General features: G+C 64.7%; 21 protein-coding genes and 1 pseudogene. 9 read left to right on the plus strand and 13 right to left on the minus strand.

What is annotated here, in order from left to right:
• Positions 1-3: 3 nt before the first annotated feature.
• Positions 4-231, minus strand: a complete 228-nt coding sequence (locus BTHE68_RS19325; RefSeq protein ID WP_162067851.1) for a hypothetical protein — start codon at positions 229-231, stop codon at positions 4-6.
• 373 nt (positions 232-604) lie between these two features.
• Here BTHE68_RS19325 and BTHE68_RS19330 point away from each other — a divergent pair, with 373 nt between their 5' ends.
• From BTHE68_RS19330 to BTHE68_RS19340, 3 genes are all read left to right on the plus strand, one after another.
• Complete coding sequence (locus BTHE68_RS19330) at positions 605-2488, plus strand: PAS domain-containing hybrid sensor histidine kinase/response regulator (RefSeq protein WP_162068281.1); 1884 nt, start codon at positions 605-607, stop codon at positions 2486-2488.
• Between the two features lie 106 nt (positions 2489-2594).
• Positions 2595-3242: a M35 family metalloendopeptidase gene (locus BTHE68_RS19335; RefSeq protein ID WP_162067852.1), complete on the plus strand. Its 648-nt coding sequence runs from the start codon at positions 2595-2597 to the stop codon at positions 3240-3242.
• Positions 3202-3663: a hypothetical protein gene (locus BTHE68_RS19340; RefSeq protein WP_232077969.1), complete on the plus strand. Its 462-nt coding sequence runs from the start codon at positions 3202-3204 to the stop codon at positions 3661-3663. The genes BTHE68_RS19335 and BTHE68_RS19340 overlap by 41 nt, the downstream gene beginning before the upstream one ends.
• 90 nt (positions 3664-3753) lie before the next feature.
• Here the strand turns inward: BTHE68_RS19340 and BTHE68_RS19345 are convergent, their stop codons facing one another.
• Positions 3754-4884, minus strand: coding sequence for an FUSC family protein (locus BTHE68_RS19345; RefSeq protein WP_162067853.1), 1131 nt, complete (start codon positions 4882-4884; stop codon positions 3754-3756).
• 34 nt (positions 4885-4918) lie between these two features.
• The gene (locus tag BTHE68_RS19350; protein ID WP_162067854.1) at positions 4919-5839 is read right to left on the minus strand and encodes a LysR family transcriptional regulator; all 921 of its coding nucleotides are present in this window, start codon (positions 5837-5839) and stop codon (positions 4919-4921) included.
• A 115-nt stretch (positions 5840-5954) separates the two neighbouring features.
• Between BTHE68_RS19350 and BTHE68_RS19355 the strand changes: the two genes are divergently transcribed.
• Both BTHE68_RS19355 and BTHE68_RS19360 read left to right on the plus strand, forming a co-directional pair.
• Complete coding sequence (locus BTHE68_RS19355) at positions 5955-6389, plus strand: VOC family protein (protein ID WP_162067855.1); 435 nt, start codon at positions 5955-5957, stop codon at positions 6387-6389.
• Positions 6390-6490: 101 nt separating this feature from the next.
• Positions 6491-8056 (plus strand): serine hydrolase, encoded by a 1566-nt coding sequence (locus tag BTHE68_RS19360; RefSeq protein WP_162067856.1) that lies wholly within the window; start codon positions 6491-6493, stop codon positions 8054-8056.
• A gap of 13 nt (positions 8057-8069) precedes the next feature.
• Here the strand turns inward: BTHE68_RS19360 and BTHE68_RS19365 are convergent, their stop codons facing one another.
• The 10 genes from BTHE68_RS19365 to phnG form a co-directional block, all read right to left on the minus strand.
• Positions 8070-8354 (minus strand): hypothetical protein, encoded by a 285-nt coding sequence (locus BTHE68_RS19365; RefSeq protein WP_162067857.1) that lies wholly within the window; start codon positions 8352-8354, stop codon positions 8070-8072.
• Positions 8355-8528: 174 nt separating this feature from the next.
• Entirely contained in the window at positions 8529-10067 is a 1539-nt protein-coding gene (locus BTHE68_RS19370) for a methyl-accepting chemotaxis protein (protein WP_162067858.1), read from the minus strand.
• Positions 10068-10303: 236 nt separating this feature from the next.
• Positions 10304-11668 carry an MFS transporter gene (locus BTHE68_RS19375; protein ID WP_162067859.1) on the minus strand — a complete coding sequence of 455 codons (1365 nt, stop codon included), beginning with the start codon at positions 11666-11668 and terminating at the stop codon, positions 10304-10306.
• Between the two features lie 189 nt (positions 11669-11857).
• On the minus strand, positions 11858-12991 hold the full coding sequence (locus BTHE68_RS19380; protein ID WP_162067860.1) for an alpha-D-ribose 1-methylphosphonate 5-triphosphate diphosphatase: 1134 nt from the start codon (positions 12989-12991) through the stop codon (positions 11858-11860).
• On the minus strand, positions 12985-13752 hold the full coding sequence (phnL, locus tag BTHE68_RS19385) for a phosphonate C-P lyase system protein PhnL (RefSeq protein ID WP_162067861.1): 768 nt from the start codon (positions 13750-13752) through the stop codon (positions 12985-12987). The genes BTHE68_RS19380 and phnL overlap by 7 nt, the downstream gene beginning before the upstream one ends.
• Positions 13753-13762: 10 nt before the next feature.
• Positions 13763-14533, minus strand: coding sequence for a phosphonate C-P lyase system protein PhnK (gene phnK / locus BTHE68_RS19390; protein WP_162067862.1), 771 nt, complete (start codon positions 14531-14533; stop codon positions 13763-13765).
• Positions 14530-15384 carry an alpha-D-ribose 1-methylphosphonate 5-phosphate C-P-lyase PhnJ gene (locus tag BTHE68_RS19395; RefSeq protein ID WP_162067863.1) on the minus strand — a complete coding sequence of 285 codons (855 nt, stop codon included), beginning with the start codon at positions 15382-15384 and terminating at the stop codon, positions 14530-14532. The genes phnK and BTHE68_RS19395 overlap by 4 nt, the downstream gene beginning before the upstream one ends.
• Positions 15381-16481, minus strand: coding sequence for a carbon-phosphorus lyase complex subunit (locus BTHE68_RS19400; RefSeq protein WP_162067864.1), 1101 nt, complete (start codon positions 16479-16481; stop codon positions 15381-15383). Before BTHE68_RS19400 ends, BTHE68_RS19395 begins: the two co-directional genes overlap by 4 nt.
• Entirely contained in the window at positions 16481-17104 is a 624-nt protein-coding gene (gene phnH / locus BTHE68_RS19405) for a phosphonate C-P lyase system protein PhnH (protein ID WP_162067865.1), read from the minus strand. Before phnH ends, BTHE68_RS19400 begins: the two co-directional genes overlap by 1 nt.
• A complete protein-coding gene (gene phnG, locus BTHE68_RS19410) occupies positions 17101-17583 on the minus strand; it encodes a phosphonate C-P lyase system protein PhnG (RefSeq protein ID WP_174258081.1) in 483 nt (160 codons plus the stop codon). The genes phnH and phnG overlap by 4 nt, the downstream gene beginning before the upstream one ends.
• A 162-nt stretch (positions 17584-17745) precedes the next feature.
• Between phnG and phnF the strand changes: the two genes are divergently transcribed.
• The 4 genes and pseudogenes from phnF to BTHE68_RS19430 all read left to right on the plus strand — a co-directional run.
• On the plus strand, positions 17746-18504 hold the full coding sequence (phnF, locus tag BTHE68_RS19415; RefSeq protein WP_162067866.1) for a phosphonate metabolism transcriptional regulator PhnF: 759 nt from the start codon (positions 17746-17748) through the stop codon (positions 18502-18504).
• Positions 18501-19196 carry a DUF1045 domain-containing protein gene (locus BTHE68_RS19420; protein WP_162067867.1) on the plus strand — a complete coding sequence of 232 codons (696 nt, stop codon included), beginning with the start codon at positions 18501-18503 and terminating at the stop codon, positions 19194-19196. Before phnF ends, BTHE68_RS19420 begins: the two co-directional genes overlap by 4 nt.
• On the plus strand, positions 19193-19753 hold the full coding sequence (gene phnN, locus BTHE68_RS19425; RefSeq protein ID WP_162067868.1) for a phosphonate metabolism protein/1,5-bisphosphokinase (PRPP-forming) PhnN: 561 nt from the start codon (positions 19193-19195) through the stop codon (positions 19751-19753). The genes BTHE68_RS19420 and phnN overlap by 4 nt, the downstream gene beginning before the upstream one ends.
• Before the next feature lie 20 nt (positions 19754-19773).
• Positions 19774-20116 (plus strand): annotated as a pseudogene (locus tag BTHE68_RS19430) (MurR/RpiR family transcriptional regulator); the annotation flags it as partial.

The raw sequence follows: 20116 nt of genomic DNA on the forward strand, positions 1-20116 counted from the left end.
CGCTCAATCCTGTGCCTGAATCAGCGGACTTTGCTGCTTGGATTTATCGACGCTCGCGTCATTGCTCTGTTGCGCATCCTGAGCAATGGTCTGCATGTTCATGCCTTGTTGTGATGTGGGCGCGCCGTCCATCGGTGCGTAATGCGGCGCGGGACCATACCCGCTTGCGAGTGCGTAGGATGCGCCCGCGAGCGCCGCGACGAAGATGATGCCTTTGAGATTGCTGATCATGATAGTGCTCCTGAGGGTTTCACATAACCACTTCAATCGGCCTCATTGCACTGCCTGCCAAGCAACCGACCTTCTGAAATGTGCACGCAGTCTACGTGCGTGAACCGGCGTTGAAATCCCCTCAAAAGCAAGGATAGGAATGGATGGATACGCGCGCTGTGTAGGGAGCGCTTTGCGCATTCCTCCTTGTCCACGACAGCGCCGCGCGCGGCTCGCTGGCGCCTGTTGAAGAGGCACGGGTGCGATGGGTCGTCAACGGGTAAACTGGCGAAATCAGACTTCCTCTGCTGCGTTGACCATCAGAACCATGACCAGATCGAGAGCAGCCGTGCCCCAGCTCGACCACGGACCCGACACGCCAGGCGAGCCCACGATGAGTCACGCGCAATATCACGCGCTCGTCGATGCGATCGAAGACTGCGCGATCTTCATGCTCGACCTTAACGGCCGCATCACGAGCTGGAACACGGGCGCGCGCAGGATCAAGGGCTACGAGGCGCACGAGATCATCGGTCAGCATCTGTCGCGCTTCTATCCGGCGGAAGCGGTCGAGCGCCGCTGGCCCGAGTACGAGCTGAAGCAGGCATATGCGACCGGGCGCTTCGAGGATGAAGGCTGGCGCGTGCGCAAGGACGGCACGCTGTTCTGGGCAAACGTCGTCATCACGGCGGCGCGCGATACGAAGGGCGAGATCATCGGCTACGCGAAATGCACGCGCGACCTCACCGCGAAGCGCGCCGAAGAGGAGAAGCTGCGTCTGTCGGAAGAACGTTTTCGTCTGCTCGTGGAAAGCGTGAGCGACTACGCGATTTTCATGCTCGACCCGGGCGGCCATATCGCGAGCTGGAATACGGGCGCGATGCGGATCAAGGGTTATCAGCCGTCAGAGATCATGGGCAGGCATTTCTCGACGTTCTACTGTCCCGAGGATCTGGCCGCCAACCTGCCGGAGATCGAACTGCAGACCGCGATCCGCACGGGCCGCGTGGAGAACGAAGGCTGGCGCGTGCGCAAGGACGGTTCGCTATTCTGGGCGAACGTCGTCATCACCGCGGTGTACGACGAGCATCGCGTGCTGCGCGGCTTCGCGAAGGTCACGCGCGACATGAGCGAGCGCAAGCGCCTCGAGCAGCTCGAAGTATCGTCCCGGCGCATCAGCGAGTTTCTCGCGACGCTCGCGCACGAGTTGCGCAATCCGCTCGCGCCGGTGCGAAACGCGATCGGCGTGATGCAGATGGAAAAGGGCATGCCGCAGCGGGTCAACGCGTGCCGCGACATCATCGACAGACAGACCTCGCATCTCGGCCGGCTCGTCGACGATCTGCTCGACATGGGCCGCATCACGACGGGCAAGATCGATCTGCGCATGGCGCGCGTCGATGTGAGCGATATCGTCGCGCGCAGCATCGAGCTCGTGCATCCGTTCATCGACGAGCGCACGCAGCGCGTCGTGACGAAGCTGGCGCGCGATCCCGTCCATGTGATGGGCGACCCCACGCGGCTCGTGCAGGTCGTGCAGAACCTGTTGAACAATGCGTCGAAGTTCTCGCCGCGCGGGAGCACGATCACGGTCGAAGTCGAGCCCGAGACGAGCGCGCTGCTGCTCAAGGTATCCGATACCGGGCGTGGCATTTCGCAGAAGGGGCTCACCTCCATCTTCGATCTGTTCGTGCAGGAGGACCACTATCTCAATCCTGGCGAGGCGGGGCTCGGCATCGGGCTTACGTTGTGCAGGTCGATCGTCGAGATGCACGGGGGGTCGATTTCGGCTGCGAGCGACGGGCCGAATCAGGGCAGCACGTTCACGGTGCGATTGCCGTATGCATCGGTGGATGACGCGCCGCGTCCGCATCGCGTGCTCGCGCAAAGCGCCGCGCGGGAGGTCGGCGATGGGTTGCGCGTCGTCGTGATCGACGATAACCAGGATTCGGCGGATAGTCTCGCCATGCTGTTGCAGATGAAAGGGCATGACGTGCGTATCGCGTATCACGGCAAGGAAGGGCTCGATGTGGTTCGGCATTTTCCGCCCGAGCTGATTCTGCTCGATCTCGCTTTGCCGGATATGGACGGGTATGCGGTGCTGCGGGCGCTGCGCTCGAAGCGGCTCATCGGGGGGGCGATGGTCGTCGCGATGACCGGGTTTGGGCAGGACAGCGACAAGGAGCGCTCCGCGCAGGCGGGGTTCGATGCACATCTTGTCAAGCCGGTGGATTTTGAGGTGCTGGATCGGTTGTTGGTTCGGGTGGCGGGGCGGTGATTCACCACATGCAGTGGCTGGATCGTCTTGTGACGATCCTTGACGGTTCATCCATGTAAGTTCGTTATACTGACTTGTCAACTTGGCTAAACGACAAAGCAGACCAATGGCAAGAGAATTCATCGAAATTCATGCGTCAATGACCAATACCGTCGAAGGTTCGTCCGTGACTATCGACGCAAACGCTGAGCGCATATGCTCGAATATGACTAATGCAAAGTTTGCAGAACTGGTATTGGATTGCAGAGATGAGGCGGTTCACTTGACCAATGCCCGTCTCAGGGACCTCCAAAGGTGGTCGCAAGCAGACAGAGTGCGTGTCGATACCTGGTTCGGTCGATGTGACGAAGCCACCCGCCAAAGGCTTATCAATGGCCTTTCCGCCATCTCTCGGGTTCTCAAGAATCTGAACGCGTACAACTTCGTGCGATGGGACCCGACACGCTCGACGCATATTTCATGCACGCCGAACACCAGAAACGCCATCGGCGCGGTAGCCGAAGTTTGTGCTCCAGATACCGTGACGCACACCATCGCGATACGTGACGCGTTTTGCGACATGCGACCGATGTCCTATGCAAAGGACTCGATGGTTTCGACTCTGATTCATGAAGCGAGTCACTTCAAAGACACGATGGCGACCAAGGATTGGAAATACTTCATGAGAGAGTGCCTTCCTTTCGGCAAGGCGAACCCGGAACAAGCCATTGAGAATGCAGACAGCGTTGCCGGTTATGTCATCTACAGCATGTAAAGCGCTTTCGAGCCTCCTCTTCATCGCATCGACCGGCGCGCTCGCCTGCGTTCCGAGCGAGAACTTCGATATCTATTTCAATGCAAACAGTGGGGACGTCCCCACGGCGGAAGTCCTGCGACTTGCGAAGTGGGTGGCAAAGCAGAGAGCCGCTTATGCTAACCACGTTACAAAGGAAATAACCCAGGTAAGCGGGCATGCAGAAGCGACAGAGCATGATCCGCAGGGGCTAGCAGAGGCACGCTTGGCTGCGGGGAAGCGACTGCTTGCACAACTCGGATTTCTGAGGGGCGATATTGAAACGGATACGCATATCTACGAGCCTGCACGCCTGATAAACGGCAAGCGGGTCGAAATTTCATTCCTGCCCGAATGCCCCAACGTCTGTTGTCCCGCCAATTCCAACCTTCCAGCCGAATAGGCAATTTCACGGCCCGCCCGCCTCGGCGTGTGTACGGGCGAAGCGGTGACTGGTTTTTTGCTTCTTCGTTTGCGCTTGAAACCAGCCCCCTCACTCCCTAACCACCCGCAACGGAAAAACGACCCGCGAAGCCACCAACCCCAACGCCCCACCAAGCAACGTCTCCCAGGCCCGCGCGGTCAGCAGCCCAACCGAATGCACCCCACTCGCGGCCAGCGTCACGACCAGCACAAACGCGAACGCCCCGCAGGCGATGTCATACCGCTCCGGCAACGCCATCGCATAAGCGATCATCGCCAATGCGGACAATGTCCACACGACAACCGGCCAATGCTCCGCGAGCGGCAGACACACGAGCCCGAGCGGCACCCCGACAAGCGTCCCATAGATACGTCGCCGCACGCGCTCCGCCGTACCCACCGCCGACGTCGCCACGACATACACACACGCCGTGATCGCCCATGCCGATTCCACTAGCCCGATCGCACGGTTCAGCAGCACCACGACGAGCGCGCCGCACGTCGCCTGCAACCCCATCGCGAACGCGGGCGATATCGCGTGACGGCCATAAGCGGGCTCGGACGCCAGCGCCGGCAGCACGGCCGGATGCTCCGCCGGCCCGCTCAGCACGCGTGGCACGATCGCCGCCAGCATGCCGATCAGCAGGGCGAACAGAATCGCCCTTGAATCGCCGGGCGCGAGATTCATCCCATAGGCGAGTAACTGTCCGATATAAAGCTGCGAGCCGATGCCAGCGCCAGTCACCCCGAAGCGCTTCAGATAGCCCGCGAAGAACGCGCCCGTGACGAGCACGAGCTCGGAGCCGCCGCGCCCGTATTCACGCAGCATCGGCCCGAACAACGCGAACGTGAGCGCGCCGAACGCAGCGGCGATGCACAGCACTGCGAGATCGCGGCTCGATTCGAAACGCGTCGTGCGCGCCTCGGACACGCTCGCCCACAGCGCGAATCCACCCGCCAGCGCGCCGACGGACACGCCGGCCGGCACGCTCTGCGTCACGTCCTGCAACGCGCCGAGCGCCGCCGCGAGACCGTATGCGGTGACGAGCCGCAAACCCTTGATGCGCCGATGCGTACCCGGATCGATGCGATCCAGCCACGCAAGCGCCGACCGCCCGCGACGCGCGGCCGACTGCGCAAGCGTCAACGCCGATTCCGCGAGACGCGATTTCGCGTCGCCGATGTGCTGCTCGTCGTCCATGGAGATCCACCGAGGGAGAACGCTCCAACGCATTCTAGGCGATGCCGCGCCGCACGTTCCGCCTTCGTGCGCGTGCGCCGCGCGCCGCCGCCTCGACGATGCAGTCGGCAAGGCGCGCCGCCGCGTCGGGCTCATCGGCACGCGCACGCCACGCCCGCTCGACAAGACCGATCTCGCGATGAAACGTCTCATCGCCGAGATCGAGCGGCACCACGCCGCGCGGCCATGCACCGATGCCATCCGACACCGGCACGAGTGCCACGCCCAGACCCCGCGCCACCAGCTGCGCGATGCCCGGCAACTCGTCGACTTCGATCGAATCGCGCACCGCGATGCGGCGCTTCGTCAGAAACGTGTCCACCTGCCGGCCGCCGAACGAGCGCCGGTCGTAACGGATGAAAGGCTCCGACTCGATCAGCTCGCGCCATCCCGCGCCCTTCTTCGCAGCGGGCGCGAGCAGCACGAACGGCTCGGCGGCGAGCGTGCGCCATCGCAGTTCCGCAGGCAGCGAAAACGGCGGACGGATGAGCACGGCCATGTCCATCTCGCCCGCATCGACGCTCGCCAGCAGATTCAGCGACACGCCCGGCACCAGCCGGATGCGCCACGCGGGAAGCACGCGCCGGAACGCGCCGATCGCATCGGGCAGCAGCGCCGCATGCGCCGACGCGATTGCGCCGACCGACAGCGAGCCGCCACGCCCGTCCTCGCCGTCCGGCTCGGCGAGGCGCGCATAAAGCGCGATCAGTTCGTCGGCGAGTTCGAGCGTGCGCTTGCCCGCCTTGTTGAGCGTCGCGGAGCGGCCGGTGCGGTCGAACAGCGCGACGCCGAGATGCGCTTCGAGCCGCTGCATCTGCGCGCTCACGGCCGATTGCGTGAGACCGATGTGCGCGCCCGCGCCCGCGAACGTGCCGTGGCGCGCCACCGCGATGAAAGTCTGAAGTTCGCGCAGCATGTCGATTCATCGAAAATATTGGGGCTGACTCCCGCAATATATCGTTTTTCAACACAAATATTTATCAATACACTGAGGCCTTCGTTCCCCACACGTCGAATAAGGATTCATCGCCATGAGCACGACTCAGCACGCCATGCCGCCGTTTCACCTCGCGTTTCCCGTTCACAGCCTCGCCGCCGCGCGCGAGTTTTACGGCGAGTTGCTCGGCTGCCCGGAAGGCCGCAGCTCCGACGCCTGGGTGGATTTCGATTTCTACGGGCATCAGATCGTCGCGCATCTCGCGCCCGATGAAGCCGGGCATCGCACGACGAGCGCTGTCGATGGCGACGCCGTGCCGGTGCGCCACTTCGGCGTCGTGCTGTCGATCCCGCAATGGGAGGAACTGGCCGACAAGCTGCGCGCCGCGGGTACGCGCTTCGTCATCGAGCCGCATGTGCGCTTCAAGGGCGAAGTCGGCGAACAGGCGACGATGTTCTTCCTTGATCCGTCCGGCAATGCCGTCGAGATCAAGGCGTTCGCCGACATGTCGTCGCTGTTCGCGAAGTAACGCGCGCCGCGCTTCCAGTCCCACGACACGCGCCTGACGGATTCTTTACCGGATAGAATCCGCTCTGCGCGCGACGTGCGCGACATCGGGGAGACGCGAGTATGGGACCTTCTGAAGGACGCCGCCGCTTTCTGGGCGCGGCGCTATGCAGCACGATCGCCGCATGCGGCGGTGGTTCGGATTCCGACAACGCCAACGCATCGGAATCGTCGGGCGGCACGCAAACCGGCCCCGTGCCGGACGCGCAAGTCAACGCCGCTCTATCCCAGCTCGACACCCTCGCCAACAATCTTTTGAGCAGCACCGGCATACCGGGCATGGCCATCGCGGTCGTGCGCGGCACGCAGACCGTCTACGCGAAGGGCTTCGGCACGCGGCTCATCGGTTCGGGCCAGAAAGTCGATGCCGATACCGTGTTTCAGCTCGCGTCGGTGTCGAAGTCCGTGGGTGCGTCGGTCGTGGCGCATCAGGTGGGCGCGGGCGGCATCGCGTGGAACACGCCGGTGCGCGCGCATCTGCCGTGGTTCACGCTCTCGGATGCAGAAGTGAGCGCGGCCGTTACCATCGGCGATCTGTATTCGCATCAGTCCGGCTTGCCCGACCACGCGGGCGACAAGCTCGAAGACATGGGCTACTCGCAAACGGAAGTGCTTCAGCGGCTGCGCTTCCTGCCGCTGCATCCGTTTCGCCATTCGTACTTCTACACGAACTTCGGACTTACGGCGGCGGCGGAGTCCGTGGCGGCCGCTGCGGGCATCGACTGGGCGACGCTCTCCGATACCGCGCTCTACAAGCCGCTCGGCATGACGAGCACCAGCTCGCGCTATGCGGACTTCATCGCGCGATCCAACCGGGCGACCGGCCACGTGAAGCGCGGCAATCAGTGGGTGCAGGGCCTCGGCACGATGCCCGATGCGCAATCGCCCGCGGGCGGCGTGAGTTCGTCGGTGAACGACATGGCGAAGTGGCTCGCGATGATGCTCGGCGCGGGCGTTTTCAACGGCAACCGCATCGTCGATGCGGCCGCCCTCGCCGCGGCCACCACCGCGCAGGCGCAAAGCTCGCCGCCGGGCGGCGGCAATCCCGCGGGCTATTACGGCTACGGCTTCAACGTGGGCCAGACGAGCGCCGGGCGTGCGTCGTACAGCCATTCGGGCGCGTTCAGCGCGGGCGCGGCGACCAACTTCATGGTGGTGCCGTCGACGAATCTCGCGATCGTCGCGTTGACAAACGCATTCCCGATCGGCGTGCCGGAAGCGCTCAACCAGCAGTTCTTCGACATCGTGCAGTTCGGCTCGATCCAGCGCGACTGGTACAAGCTGTACAGCGATGCGCTGGCGCCCCTGTCGAAGCCGTCCGGCTCGCTCGTCGGCGCGACGCCGCCGGCCTCGCCGCTGCCCGCGCGTGCGCTGTCGACTTACATCGGCACGTACAGGAACGACTACTTCGGGCCGATTCAGGTGGTCGATCAGGGCGGCGCGCTCGCGATTCTCATCGGCCCGCGTCCGATGACACTGCCGATCTCGCATTGGGATGCCGATGTCTTCACCTTCACGCTCGTCAACGAGAACGCGAATCCCGGCACGATATCGAAGGTATCGTTTCTCAGCGATCGCGTGACGCTCGAGTACTACGACGAGGACGGGCTCGGCACCTTCGTGCGCTGATGCGCGTCGCGCGCTACTGCCCCGAGCCGCTCGCGCTGACGGGCGCGCCGGGGCCGCTCGGCGTCGCTGTCCCGCTCGGCGCGGTGGACGGGCCCGCGTTCATCGGACTCTTGTGCGCCTGCTTCGAATGCGTGGACTTGTGCGCGTGGGATTTCGACTGTGCGGGCTGCGTCGTCGTTTGTGCATTGTCGCCGGCCTGTAGGCCCGTGTTCGAGCTCGGCGGATTGTCCTGCGCGAAAGCGGACGCACAGACGAGCGCAAATGCGCCCGCGGTGGCGGGAAGGGCGAAACGTTTCATGTCGATCACTCCGGTTGGCGGTTTGCAAAATGCGATTCGTGCGGCTTGATTTGCCTGCCGGCCGCCGCGCGCGCAGCGGCCGGTTCGCACGATACGAGTCAGCACGCGCTATGCCACGGTCTGACGATTCACAAACACCGGAGCGCGCACTGAAAGGCGCGTCCGCCCGGATCTTCAGGTTCTGAACACGGCGACTGCGCGCTTCAGTTCTTCCGCCTGCACCGCGAGCGCGGCGGCGGCGGCCGTCGCCTGTTCGACGAGCGCCGCGTTCTGCTGCGTGACGGCGTCCATCTGCGTGATCGCGACACCCACCTGCTCGATGCCCTGCGTCTGTTGCGACGAAGCGGACGAGATCTCGCTCATGATGTCGTTCACGCGCGTGACGGACGTGAGGATCTGCTTCATCGTGTCGCCGGACTGCTGCGCGAGATCCTGCCCCGCCGTGACGTTCGTCACGGATTCGTCGATGAGCGTCTTCACATCCTTCGCTGCCGCCGCGCAGCGCTGCGCGAGCGCGCGCACTTCCGATGCGACCACCGCGAAGCCGCGCCCGTGCTCGCCCGCGCGCGCCGCTTCCACGGCCGCGTTCAGCGCGAGAATGTTGGTCTGGAACGCAATGCCTTCGATGACGCCGATGATATCGACGATCTTCTCCGAGCTGCCCGCGATCCTGTCCATCGTCGCGACGACGCCGAGCACGACGCCACTGCCGCTTTCCACCGTCGACGACGCGCTCGCGGCAAGCTGGCTCGCCTGTCCGGCGTTGTCGGAATTCAGACGCACGGTCGAGGTGAGTTCTTCCATGCTCGATGCCGTTTCCGCGAGCGACGCCGCCTGTTCTTCGGTACGCGACGAAAGATCGTGATGGCCGTCCGCGATCTCGCGGGACGCCGCCGTGATGCCGTCCGCGACCAGCTTGATCTGCGCGATGGTCTGCGTGAGACGCGACTGCATCGTGTGCATCGAATGCATGAGGCTCGATTCGTCGCCGCGCGTCACTTGCACGGTCTGCGCGAGATCGCCCGCCGCGATGCGCTGACAGACGATCGCCACATCGCGCGGATCGCCGCCGATGCTTTTCAGCACGCCGCGGATGATGAACGCCATCGCGAGCGTCAGCGCCGCGCCGATCACGCCGATCAGCAACAGCGACTTGAGCACGATCGCATGAAAGGCCGCGTCGATGTCGTCGATATACGCGCCCGTGTAGACGTGCCAGTCCCATTCGCGCACGTAGTCGCCGTAGGTCATCTTCTGCAGCGGCTCCTGCTCGCCCGGCTTCGGATACAGATACGTCGTGATGTGCGAGCCGTCGAGACCGTGTTTCACGATCTCGGCGGTGAAATGCTTGCCGGTGCTGTCGATGAAATCGTTGATCTTGTTTTCCGTGTCGGGGCGCACGGGATTCAGGACCTGGAACAGCTTCGAATCGAGGATGCCGAGATAGCCGCTCGTGCCGTAGCGAATCGCCCGCACGCTGGCGATGGCCAGCTTCTTCGCTTCGTCTTCGGGCAGCGCGCCGCTTTGCGCCTGTTTGACGTAGAACCTGACGACGCTGGTCGCGGATTGAACCTGCTCGGCGAGCGCGCTTTCACGGTTGCGCATCAGCGAGTGTTTCGTGGAGATCGCGTTGAGCGCGCACAGCAGGATGAGACTGAGCCATACGAAGCCCACGGTGCTCATGAGCTTGGTCTTGAAGGAAAGTTTATTCACGATCGGGTTGAAGGGGCCGGTGGGTGCGCCGGGGCTGGCGCTCGCTTGCGAGCTTCCGATCGTGAGCCGTTTTACGTTTGCGCGCGCGCATGCGACGCGGCCTCGTGATCGAAAGCTACGTGCAATTTATCGGCAGGGCGTGAGGGTTCTTTAGCGGCGCGATGCGTGGCGCAGAAAATGACAACGCCCCGCGTAACCAGAGTCACGCGGGGCGTTGCCTGCCACGATCAATCGAATCAATGCCCGACTGGCTCGGTCGATTTGAGATCGCCTGCGATGGCCGTCTGCGGATGCGCAGCCTGCTTGATCAGCAGCGCGACCGCCGAAATGACGCCCGCCACCGCGATCGTCGCGAAGATGCCGCCGAAGCTGAAATGCAGCCGCGTCAGCTCGGCGACGAGGAACGATCCCGCGATGCCGCCGAAGCGCCCGATGCCGAGCATCCACGCGACGCCCGTGCCGCGGCCCTGGGTCGGATAGAACGCGGCGGCGAGCGCTGGCATCGACGATTGCGCGGTGTTCATCAGCACGCCCGCGAGGAACACGATGAGCACGAGCAGGCCCACGTTGCCCACCGCCTGGCCGATCAGATACACGCTCACGGCGGTCAGCGCGTAGCACGCCGCGATGATGCGGTTCGCGTTGAACTTGTCCATCAGCACGCCGCACAGCACCGCGCCGACGCCGCCGAGCGGGAACAGCGCGGAAATCAGCGTCGCCTTTTGCGGCGGCAGGCCGGATTCCTTGAGCAGGATCGGCATCCAGTTGATCGACGCATAGAAGATCACGAGGCCCATGAAGTACGCGAGCCACAGCATCACCGAGCCGACGATGTACGGGCGCGACAGCACCACGCTGATGCCGCTTTGCCCCGTCGCGGCGGGCGCGGTTTCGGTCATGAAGAACGAGCCTGCCTGCATCGCGTCGGACGAAATGCGCGCGAGCGTCGCGCGAATCCGTTCGACGGGCTTCGCCTTCGCCACCATGTAGCGCACCGATTCCGGCAGCTTCACGATCAGCAGCACCGACAGCACGAGCGGCGCGATGCCGCCGAGCATCAGCACGCTGCGCCAGCCGAAATGCGGAATCATCCACGCCGCGAGAAAGCCTCCGAACGCCGCGCCGAGCGGAAAGCCGCAGAACATCAGGTTGATGAGCGTCGCGCGGCGCTTGTCGGGGCAGAACTCGCTCATCATCGTGACGGCGTTCGGCATCGCCGCGCCGAGACCGACGCCGGTGATGAAGCGCAGTGTCGTCAGTTGCGTGATGTCGGCGGAGAACGACGACGCGAGGCACGCGAGCCCGAACAGCAGCACCGACGAAAGCAGCATCGCGCGACGGCCGAGCTTGTCCGACAGCGGCCCGGACAGCAGCGCGCCCGCCGCCAGCCCGAACAGCGCCGCGCTCAGCACGGGCGCGAGCGCCGGACGGCTGATCTGCCATTCGGTGACGAGCGAAGGGGCGATGAAGCCGATGGCGGCGGTATCGAAACCATCCAGCAGCACGATCACGAAGCACATCACGAAGATGAGCCACTGAAACGGCGAGAACGGATGTTCGTTGATGAACGTCTGTACGTTCACGGCAGGACTTCTACTCACTTCATTCCCTCTTCGATAGTTGATGCGTGCCCGATCGGCATTAAAAGTTCGCTATACGAACACTGATTCACATAGCGAACTCGCGAGAGGGTACTGAAGAAGCTTGCGCCTCGTCAACGCGGGCTTACCCGTGTATGACGAAGCGCTGACGCGTGGCTATCGGAAAGAAGGGAAATGAAGCGCGCGCCGTCAGGACACGCGCCGGCCCGCGCGCCAGGTTTCGCGCGGCACCTGCACGCCGTCCACCGACGCGACGCGCACGAAGTCCGCGCGCAGGCCCGTAGCGATGGCGCCGCGATCGGTCAGACCGGCCGCGTGCGCGGGCGCCCACGACACCGTCGCGACCGCGCGCGGCAGCGACCAGCCCGCCTTCGCGACCAGATCGAACACGGCGATCAGCAGGCTCGACGGCACATAGTCCGACGACAGAATGTCGAGCAGACCTTCGCGCGCCAGTTCCAGCGCCGACACGTTGCCTGAATGCGAGCCGCCGCGCACCACGTTCGGCGCGCCCATGATCGTCGCGATGCCATGCTCGCGCGCGGCGCGCGCCGCTGCGAGCGTCGTCGGGAATTCGGCGAGCGAGATGTTGTCGCGCGCCGCTTCCTCGACGTGCTCGACGAGCGTGTCATCGTGGCTCGCGAGCGAGATGTTCAGCCGCCTGCAACGCTCGACGATCTCCGCGCGATGCTTGGCCGCATAGCGCTCCTGATGCTCCGCGAGTTCGGCGAGGATCTTGCTGGCGTGCTCGTCGCTCCACTTGCCGTGACGCTCCTGATACTTGCGCCACTTCGCGTGGTCCTGCCATTGCCGTTGCCCCGGCGTGTGATCCATCACCGAAGCCAGTCTGAACAGCGGATGCGTGGACAGCGAATCGAACACTTCGACCACATCCGTCGTGCCCACTTCGCAACGCAAATGCAGGAAGTGATCGGCGCGCAGCAGATCGCGCTCGACGAACTTGCCGATCGACTTCGCGCACTGCACCTGCAACTCGCGGCCACGCACGCCGTCTTCGGGACGCGAGCCGACGCCGAGCGCATCGAACACGGTCGTGATGCCCGCCGACGCCACTTGCGCGTCATGGACGATGATCGCCGCTTCGTGATTCCACAGCACGCCGGGACGCGGCGCGAGATGCTTCTCGATGTTGTCCGTATGCAGCTCGACGAAACCCGGCAACAGATAGTCGCCGCCCCAGTCCTCTGCCTCGCGCGCGGCGGTATTGCCCGGCGCGATCTCCGCGATACGCCCGTCCTCGACGCGCACGGTCCCTACGAAATCTTCGTCGCGCGTCACGATGCGCGCATTACTGATCAGCATGTCTGCAACACTCCGGAGTCGGTTTGGATGGATGCTGCGCTGGCGCTCGCGAGCCGCACGATGCGGGTCGCGACGCGCTCGCGCGTGTCCTCGTCGTGAAAGATGCCGACGATCGCAGCGCCCTTCTCGCGCGCCTCGACGATCAGATCGGCGACCACGTCGCGGTTCTCGGCATCGAGCGACGCGGTGGGCTCATCGAGCAATAGCAGCGGATGCGCCGCGATCAGCCCGCGCGCGATGTTCACGCGCTGCTGCTCGCCGCCGGAGAACGTCGCGGGCGCGAGCGTCCACAGGCGGCGCGGCACGTTGAGGCGTTCGAGCAACGCGCTCGCGCGTTCGCGCGCTTCGGCTTCATCGACGCCACGCGACACCAGCGGCTCGGCGACCAGATCGAGCGACGATACACGTGGAATCGCGCGCAGAAACTGGCTGACGTAGCCCATCGTCGTATTGCGCAGGCGGATGATGTCGTGCGGTGCGGCGTCGGTCAGCATGACATGGCGCGACGAACGGCTGTCGTCGCGAATCGCGATGGTGCCGCGCGTGGCGAGATAGTTGCCGTACATGCAGCGCAGGAACGTGCTCTTCCCCGCGCCCGATGCGCCCGCGAGCACGACGCACTCGCCGCGCTCCACATCGAGCGACACACCCGAGAGCGCGGCAATGCGCGCCCCGCCCTGCTGATGCAGCGTGAAGGTCTTTTCGATGCCGCGCGCCTGCAACATCAGACGGTCGTTGTCGATAAAGGAATTCATGGTCATGTCTCGCACCTCAAACGGGCAGCACCGACGCAACGAGCGTCTGCGTATAAGGATGTTGCGGATCGTCGAGCACCTGATCCGTCAGGCCGCTCTCGACGACACGTCCGTCCTTCATCACCATCAGCCGATGCGCGAGCAGACGCGCCACGCCGATATCATGCGTGACGATCACGGCCGCGAGATGCAGCTTGCTCGTCAGTGTGCGCAGCAGATCGAGCAGACGCGCCTGCACGGATACATCGAGGCCGGCGGTGGGCTCGTCCATGAACACGAGGCGCGGTCCCGTCACCAGATTACGCGCGATCTGCAGACGCTGTTGCATGCCGCCCGAAAACGCCGCAGGCAATTCGTCGATGCGCGCCGCATCCAGTTCGACGCGGCTCATCCAGTCCGCCGCCGTCTCGCGCAGGCGGCCATAGTGGCGCGCGCCGATCGCCATCAACGGCTCGCCGATGTTCGCGCCCGCCGATACGTTGCGGCGCAGGCCATCGCGTGCGTTCTGGTGCACGAAGCCCCATTCGGTGCGTGACAAGAGACGTCTGCGCGGTTCGGCGAGCGTCAGCAGATCGAGCGTTTCGCCGTCGCGCGTGGTGTACGCGAGCGCGCCGCCGTCGATCTCGCTGCGTAACGCGAGCGCGTTCAGCAAGGTCGACTTGCCCGAACCCGATTCGCCGACGATGCACAGCACTTCGCCCGGATGGACCTCGAGATCGACATCGACACAACCGCCGCGTCCGTCGTAGCGCTTCGTCAGGCGCGTTGCTTTGAGCAGTGCGTTCATTGCGCCACCTCATCGTCATCGCGACGGCTGTGGCAGTAGTCGCTGTCGGAACAGACGAACATGCGCGTGCCCTGATCGTCGACGATCATCTCGTCGAGAAAGCTTTCGTGCGATCCGCACAGCGCGCAGGCGTGTTCCCACTTCTGCACGCTGAAGGGATGATCCTCGAAATCCAGGCTCTTCACTTTCGTATAAGGCGGAATCGCGTAGATGCGGCGTTCGCGGCCCGCGCCGAAGAGTTGCAATGCGGCGTTCATGTGCATCTTCGGGTTGTCGAACTTCGGGATCGGCGAGGGCGATGTCAGATAGCGGTCGTTTACCAGCACCGGATAATCGTAGGTCGTCGCGATGCTGCCGTGCTGCACGATATCCTCATAGTATTTCACGTTGATGAGGCCGTAGTCCGCGAGCGCGTGCAGTTTGCGGCACTCGGTCACGCGCGGCTCCAGCCGGAACAGCGGCTCGGGCATCGGCACCTGATAGACGATGATCTGTTGCTCCGTGAGCGGCGTCTCCGGAATGCGGTGACGCGTCTGCACGATGCTCGCATCGGCGGTGCGCGTGGTCGTGGCCACGCCCGCCGTGCGCGCGAAGAAGCGGCGGATGTTCACCGCGTTCGTGGTCTCGTCGGAGCCTTGATCGATGACCTTCAGCGTATCGCCCGCGCCGATGATCGCCGAGGTCACCTGCAAGCCGCCCGTGCCCCAACCGTAAGGCAGCGGCATTTCGCGCGACGCGAACGGCACCTGATAGCCCGGCACCGCCACCGCCTTGAGCAGCGCACGGCGGATCATGCGCTTGGTCTGCTCGTCGAGATAGGCGAAGTTATAACCTTCGGTGAGTGCGTTCATGCCGCATTCTCCTTGTTGTCATCCGCGCCATGCGCCGCACGCAAGCGGCGAAGCAATTCCAGCTCGGATTGAAAATCGACGTAGTGCGGCAGCTTCAGATGCTGCACGAATCCCGACGCTTCCACGTTATCGCTGTGATACAGCACGAACTCCGGGTCCTGCGTGGGCGAGCCCACGGATTCGCCCAGCTCTTGCGCGCGCAAGGCGCGATCCACCAGCGCCATCGCCATCGCCTTGCGTTCCGAATGGCCAAACGCGAGGCCATAGCCTTGCGTGAAGGTCGGCGGCACGTCGCCGCTGCCCGCGAACTGGTTGATCATCTGACACTCGGTGATGTCGATATCGCCGATCTCGACCGCGAAGCCCAGTTCGTCGATATGCATTTCCACCGCGACTTCGCCGTGACGGATCTCGCCCGCGAACGGATGACTGTGCGCGTAGCCACGCTGTGTCGCATAGCCGATCGCGAGCAGAAAGCCTTCGTCGCCGCGCGCGAGATTTTGCAGACGCGTCGGGCGATCGGCGGGAAACGACAGCGGCTCGCGCGAAAGGTCGCCTGGTTCCGGCGCATTCTCGTGCGCGCGCTCCTGCTCCATCAGACCTTCCTTGTCGAGCATCGAAAGCACGCGCGGCATCGCGCTCGCTTCCACGTCCTTGCGCGCGATCGTTGCATCGCTCACGGCTTCACCTTCGGCGAGCAGCGTGAAATCGAGCAGGCGTTGCGTGTAGTCGTACGTGCCGCCCAGCATCTGGCCGCCGGGAATGTCCTTGAAGGCCGCCGAGATCCGGCGCTCGACGCACATCGCTTCCGTATCGACCGGCAGCGTGTAACCGAAGCGCGGCAATGTCGTGCGATACGCGCGCAGCAGGAAGATCGCTTCGACGAGATCGCCCGCCGCCTGCTTGATCGCGAGCGCGGCGAGGTCTTCATCGTAGACGGAGCCTTCCGTCATCACGCGCGCAACGGCAAGACGCATCTGCTCGCGAATCTGCGCGACGGACAACTCGGGCACGGCGACATCGCCGCGACGCTGCTTCGCGAGCACGTCCCATGAACGTTCGATGGCGCGTTCGCCACCCTTGACCGCGACGTACATCAGTTCACCTCCACGAGCGTCGTGCGCGGCAGGCCGACGAGCGCGCCGCCCGTCACGAAGTAGCAATCGATGCCGCACGGAAACAGCGCGGTGAGCGCCGCGCGCTCGCGCCAGAACTCGCGCGACAACCCCGCAATGCCGACCGTGCGCGATTGCGCGATGCCGGGGCCGCGCCACACGAGCGGCTCGCCTTCGCTCAGCGACGGCACGCGGATGAACAGCGTCGCGGCGTCCTCGGGCGCTTCGGGATCGCCGTGCGAGAACGCATCGAGCGAAGGCATGGTGCGCGCATCGTCGAGATAGGCGAACGCGGCCGCGCGGCGATCGCGTGTCAGGGGCGCGCTCGCGTGAAAGCGCAGCGCATCGCCGAGCACCGTGTCTTCGCGTTCGATGAACACCGGCGTCGAATAATCCGTCAGCGCCAGCAGCGAGGCGAACGCCGCGAGCGGCACGCGCCCGGCGAGGCCATCGCGCATGGCGTGATTGTCCGGCAACGCGGCATCGATCGCGACGATGCTGCCCGGGCGCGACAGCGCATCGAGCAGCGCGCGGAATACGCGCTGTGCGTCGTGCACCGTGTCCTTGAAGCCGGGCACGAGCGTGGTCATGTCGATCTGCATCATTCGCCTCTCACCATCGTGAAAAATTCGACCTTGGTCGCCGCCGCTTCGGCCTCTTTGCGTCGCCGTTCATCGGCGATGCGCGCGGAGAGCGGCGCGATCAGTCGCGTCTGCAATGTGTCCTTGAAACGCGGCATTTGCAGAAGCGCGTCGGCGAGCGCGGCGAGTGTCGCGCGCTCCTTGTCGCGGCCCATGTGTACCGCGACGCCGACGGGCGCGCTGCCGTCGCCGGTACGCAAGCGCAGCGTGGCGCGCGTGACGGTCGTTTCGCCGAGATTGAACGCATCGCCCGTGCCGCCGATGCGCGCGCGCACCATCGCAAGCCCGATGTCCGGCGCGCGCAGCCACTCATAGTCGGGCACCTTCGCGCCATCGAGCGCCGCGTCCAGCGCCTGTTTCAGCGTGTCGCGCGGCGTGCGCGCCAGCACCGCCATCCATGCGCGGCGGGCCGGGGCGTCCTGCGGCTCCATTGAAGTACTCATCGCTTTCCCTATGTCTGGAAGGATCCGGTCGCGTTATGCTACTCGTCGTCTTATCTAGTCGTCTAGACGTTTAATCATGTGGAGAAGCTTTCACATTTTCATCACGAGTTGCGCACTACAATCCGGGAGAACGATATTCAAACCGACAGGAATGACAGCGCAATGACATCCAGTGAAAATGCCGCGCCTCTTCATGCGGTCGAGCGCGGTGCGGGGGTCGCGGTCTGGCGGCAGATCGAACAGATCCTCGCCGCCGAGATCGCCGCGAAGAGCTTCGGCGACGAAGGACGCCTGCCGAGCGAGGCGGAGCTCGCGAAGCGCTTCGACGTGAACCGCCACACCGTGCGCCGCGCGATGCTGCGGCTCGCGGCGACGGGGCTCGTGAGCGTCGAGCAGGGACGCGGCACGTTCGTTCAGCCTGGCGCGATCGACTATCAGATCGGGCGGCGCACGCGTTTCACGGAGAACCTGCGGCGCCAGAAGCATACGTCGGCGGGCGTCGTGCTGAGCTCGGAGCGCGTGAAGGCCGATCCGTCCGTCGCGAAGGCGCTAGGCGTGCGCGCGGGCACGCTCGTCTACCAGATCGAGACGCGTCACGATTCCGACGGCATCCCGATGACCTATGCGCGCAACTGGTATCCGGCCGCGCGTTTCAACGATCTGCCCGAGGCCATCGAAGCGGCGGGCGGCATGAGCGCGGCGCTCGAACGGTTCGGCGTGAAGGACTACACGCGCAAATGGAGCCGTATCGGCAGCGTGCTGCCTTCGTCGGATGTGGCGCGGCGTTTGCAGATCAATCGGCAGCAGCCGGTGCTGTGGGTCGAGAACGTCGATGTCGACGAGAAAGGCGTGCCGATCAAGTACGGCATCACGCATTTCGCGGCGGATCGCGTGCAGTTGCTGGTCGAGCACGATCTATGAGCATCGCCGCCAAGCCACGCATGGCGCTCTATTACGCGCCGCCCGCGACGTCCGCCTGGTGGCGCGAAGGCTGCGACTGGCTCGGGCGCGATCCCGAGAACGGTCGCGAAACCGCGACGCCCGTGCACGCCGTGACGCACGCGCCGCGCCGTTACGGCTGGCATGCGACGCTCATCGCTCCGTTTCATCTGGCGCCAGGCGTCGAGCCGGCGGACGTGCTCGCGTGCGCGCGTGCATGGGCCGCTTCCGTGCCGCGCTTCGAGATGCCCGTGCGGCCCGCCGAAATGGGCCGTTTCGTCGCGTTGCGCCCGTCCGTTTCCCGCGACGACGACACGCTTCGCACCCTCGCCGCCGGCGCGCTGCAGGCGCTTCGCGCGGTGCGCGCGATGCCCTCGCACGAAAGCATCGAGCGCCGCATCGCCGATGGCATGAGCGCGCGGCAAATCGCGTTGCTGCGCGAATGGGGCTATCCGTATGCCTTCGACGAATATCGCTTCCACATGACGCTCTCCGACTCGCTCGATGACGCGAACGCACGCGCGTCGATCGTGTCGGAGTGGAATCGCCGCATCGAGACGCTCGGCCCCTTGCCGATGCATGGCGCGGCGCTTTTCATCGAGCCGGAACCGGGCGCGCCGTTCACGCTGTGGCAGCGCCTTCCGTTCAACAACGCACAGGATGTCGTGGCATGACCAAGGTCGACAGCGCAAAGCTGATCTATGTAATGGGGCCTTCGGGCGCGGGCAAGGACTCGCTGCTCGGCTTCGCCCGCGAACGCGTCGGCACACGCGTGATGTTCGCGCACCGCTATATCACGCGCCCGGCCGCCGACGGCGAGAACCATATCGTGCTCTCGCACGACGAATTCGCTTCGAGGCTGTCGTACGGCCTCTTCGCGATGCATTGGGAAAGCCTCGGGCTGCGCTATGGCATCGGCATCGAACTGGATGCGTGGCTTGCGCGCGGCATGCCGGTCGTCGTGAACGGCTCGCGGCAACACGCGGAACTCGCGCTCGCGCGTTATCCCGACGCGCGCTTCGTGCATATCGATGCGACGCCTGCGGTGCTCGCCTCGCGCCTCGCGCGGCGCGCACGCGAAGATGCGCGGCAGATCGAAGCGCGTCTCGCGCGCCGGCCAGCGTTCGAATTGCCGCCGCATGCGCAGGTCGTGAAGATCGACAACTCCGGCATGCTCGCGGACGCCGGCACACAGTTCCTCGACTTGCTCTCGCTGGCAAGCTGCGCCTGACGCCACCCCTCGTTATGCAGGATTCGATCGGCAATGTGGAAAGGCTTCATCGCGCAGTTATCGCCTGCGGATTTGCGCGGCGCCGCGCGTCTGCTCGCCGATACGAAGCGCGGGCGCGTGCATGGCCTGCGCCAGTTCAGCGCGCTCACGAGTTTCGTCTGCTATGGCTTCGGCGTGCCGCCCGCGCGTCACGCGTTCCTGATTCCGCACGAGAGCAGTTTCTTCAGCAACAGCATGGGCGCGTATCTCGTGTTCTGCGAGGGCCTGCTCAATCTCGTCGCGGCCCATCTCGGCAAGCGTTCGCTAGAGGCGCTGGGACGACGCGAGCGCCTGATTACGGCGCTCGGCATCGAAAGCTCATAG

Origin of the sequence: Burkholderia sp. THE68, from assembly GCF_009938265.1 — a bacterium.
In the GTDB taxonomy this organism is placed as follows: domain Bacteria; phylum Pseudomonadota; class Gammaproteobacteria; order Burkholderiales; family Burkholderiaceae; genus Caballeronia.